Raw genomic sequence first — 3,171 nt, 5'->3', positions numbered from 1 at the left:
AATTATACCTTGCCACAGAGTCGTTATGATGAATGAAGCTGGTTACTATAATTATTCGGATGGTAACGATATAAAGAAGGCGCTTCTTGAACTAGCAGAGAAGTACAAATAATAATATTAAAAGATACAATAACAGGCATTTTGCTTGTTATTTTTTTATCTAAATGGGTAAGAATCAATAAAGGAGTGATTTTATGAAAGATATCTTAGTAGATCGTTTTATTAAATACGCAAAGATTGATACTAAATCAGATGAGGAGTCTCCAAATTGCCCAAGCAGTCCGAAGATTATGGACTTTGCAAAGAAATTAAGAGATGAACTTATTGAATTAGGTTTGGAAGATGTTGAGCTTGATGAGCACGCTTATCTATATGCCACGCTTCCAGCAAATACAGATGAAGAGAAGGACGTGCTTGGCCTTATAGCGCACATGGATACTTCACCTGATATGAGTGGGGAGAATGTTAAGCCAAGAATCGTTGAAAAATACGATGGCAAGGACATAGTTCTTAATGAAGAAGAAAACATCATCCTAAGCCCAAATGACTTCCCAGAGCTAAATGATTATGTAGGCGACGACCTAATAGTAACTGATGGAACAACATTATTAGGCGCTGACGACAAGGCAGGCGTTGCTGAAATCGTTACAGCAATGGAATACTTTATTAAAAATCCAGACATAAAGCACGGCAAAATTAGAATTGCTTTTACACCAGACGAAGAAATTGGTAGAGGAGCAGATTTATTTGACGTTAAGAAATTTGGCGCAGATTACGCCTTCACTATTGACGGTGGACCACTTGGAGAAATCGAGTACGAAAACTTCAACGCAGCATCTGCTAAGATTACTATAAAGGGTAGAAACGTTCACCCAGGTTCAGCAAAGAACAAGATGATTAACTCACAATTAGTTGCTATGGAGTATAACGCTATGCTACCAGTTAACGAAAGACCAGAGTATACAGAAGGCTACGAAGGCTTTATACTATTAACAAATATAAAAGGCACAGTAGAAGAAACACAAATGCACTACATCATCAGAGACTTCACTAAAGAAGGCTTTACATCAAAGAAGTGCTTAATGAAAGACGCTCAAGACTATATTAACTATAAATATAACGAAGCTATGGAACTAGACATCAAAGACTCTTATTACAATATGTATGAAAAGATAGAACCAAGACTAGAAATAGTTGAGCTAGCTAAGAAAGCTATGGTAAACGCTGGCGTTGAGCCAATGGTTACACAAGTTAGAGGCGGAACAGATGGTGCAAGGCTTTCATTTATGGGACTTCCTTGTCCAAACATCTTCACAGGCGGTATGAACTACCACGGAAGATATGAGTACGCTTCAATACAATCAATGGAAAAGGCATTTAAAACAGTAGTTGAACTAGTTAAGCTTGTATGATAATTAAGACATCGGTAATAGAAGCCGTTTATGGAGATATATTTGATTTAGATGTAGAATGCATAGTGAATCCCGCGAACAACTCCTTATTAGGAGGAGGCGGACTAGATGGACTTATTCACCTAAACGATGGTGAAGAGCTTTTAGATGAGACAGTGAAACTAGCTGGCACATACACAAGCGGAGCCAAGATTACGCGCGCACATAAGCTTAAAAATGAATACATCATACATGTAGTTGGCCCCATGGACTCAAACAGGAAAAAGTATCAGCTCTTAGAAAAGACATACATTAATCTTTTGAGTCTTGCTGATGAATATAAGATCAAAACGATTGCTATACCAGCAATTTCATGTGGTGCCTTTGCCATGGACATTAAAGAAGCGAGTAAAATTGCCATTAGCGCAATAAAGTCATATCTTCAAAATAATGACTCCACTATAGAAAAAATTTATATTTGCCTGAATAATTATAAATTTTTTGAAGAATATAAAAATTTATTAAATGAGTAGAAGAAAATAAAAAGTTTTTAATCAAGTACACATCAAGCCTATGTTAATTGTTAAATTTTCGACATAACTTAATTATTTTTTCTTAATATATTTTCACTCGAAAATGTAGTATAATTGAAATAAGATTAATGGAGGTAAGAAAATGCAAGTTGAGATTTCTAAATCTCATATCTGTGTTGGATTAAAACGTAATTTTCTTTATAGAGGTGACATAGATTCGCTTAAGTCCCTAATGAGCTTCTACGATATTAATATGGGCGTGCAAAATATATTTCCAAAGTATGTTTCAATGGGTATACTAAGAAATAAAATTGCAAAAGCCATAGCCTACAGATCAGATGCTCACTGCATATCCAGATCATTGTCCTTGCAAATACACGAAGACATCAATAGATTGGAGCTCTACATCTACCTAGATGGATATATACAAGGCTTCAATAACGCTAATTTAGCAAACGCTTTAGAAAAAGAAGCGCTTAAGTATTACAAGAGCAGCGATTTGGCAAATAAAAAGTATTTGTTCCAATTCAAGAACGTAAACAGAGACGTAAGGAATTTTAAGAAAAGACTAAGAAGTGAATTAATAAAAGAAGAGAAAAAGAGAGGAAAAGTTCTAGCTACTGTCTATGAATTCTCAAACAAAGTGATCAAAGACAAAACTTATTCCTTGAATAAATATGTAGATAGGCAATTAGAGCTTGACAGAGATGGTATCAATCCTACAAGCATCATGATTCCTAAAGAAGATTTAAAGATAATTTATAAAGAAACATTTAAATTTATTTTAAATACATGTACCAATTTGTATATAGATGCATATTGGAACGGATTAAATGAAAGAGTTTTAAAAAGATACAGATAGGGGGTAGTATTATGTACGTAAGGAACTATATGATTCCAAAGGAAAAACTTACAACAGTAAAATCAAGCGAAACTATGGCTGAAGCTATCAAAAAGTTTGAAGAAGGAGACTTTTTGAGTTTGCCAGTTGTTGATGGTGACAAGCTAATCGGTATTTTACACAAAGAAACAATATTCAGAACTTATTATGAATGGTCTTGTACAGACAAAGAAAAGTTCTTAGAAAAATTAGTTTCTGATTTTAATGAACAAAAATATGAAAAGATATCCATCACATCAAACATCGAGCAAGCATCATATGCGCTTGGTAAGCTATCTATACCATTTTTAGCTGTTTTTGATGAACAAGATAATTTTGCCGGTATACTAACACACAAGGCTATATT

At 34.2% G+C, this 3,171-nt stretch carries 4 protein-coding genes; all 4 read left to right on the top strand.

Translation table 11 applies throughout. The features are described 5' to 3' along the window. Nucleotides 1-194 precede the first annotated feature (194 nt). Complete coding sequence (pepT, locus tag Q0E71_RS06575; protein WP_294797202.1) at nucleotides 195-1,412, top strand: peptidase T; 1,218 nt, start codon at nucleotides 195-197, stop codon at nucleotides 1,410-1,412. Continuing rightward, a complete protein-coding gene (locus Q0E71_RS06570) occupies nucleotides 1,409-1,924 on the top strand; it encodes a macro domain-containing protein (protein WP_294797199.1) in 516 nt (171 codons plus the stop codon). The genes pepT and Q0E71_RS06570 overlap by 4 nt, the downstream gene beginning before the upstream one ends. Before the next feature lie 142 nt (nucleotides 1,925-2,066). Beyond that, on the top strand, nucleotides 2,067-2,786 hold the full coding sequence (locus Q0E71_RS06565; protein ID WP_294797197.1) for a hypothetical protein: 720 nt from the start codon (nucleotides 2,067-2,069) through the stop codon (nucleotides 2,784-2,786). 11 nt (nucleotides 2,787-2,797) lie between these two features. Continuing rightward, a partial coding sequence (locus Q0E71_RS06560; RefSeq protein ID WP_294797196.1) for an HPP family protein occupies nucleotides 2,798-3,171 on the top strand: 374 nt, incomplete at its 3' end.

The sequence above is a fragment of the uncultured Fenollaria sp. genome (genome assembly GCF_934202865.1).
Classification (GTDB): domain Bacteria; phylum Bacillota; class Clostridia; order Tissierellales; family Peptoniphilaceae; genus Fenollaria.
Note: the sequence above shows the minus strand (reverse complement) of the source record. Positions and strands in the feature narration are given on the sequence as shown.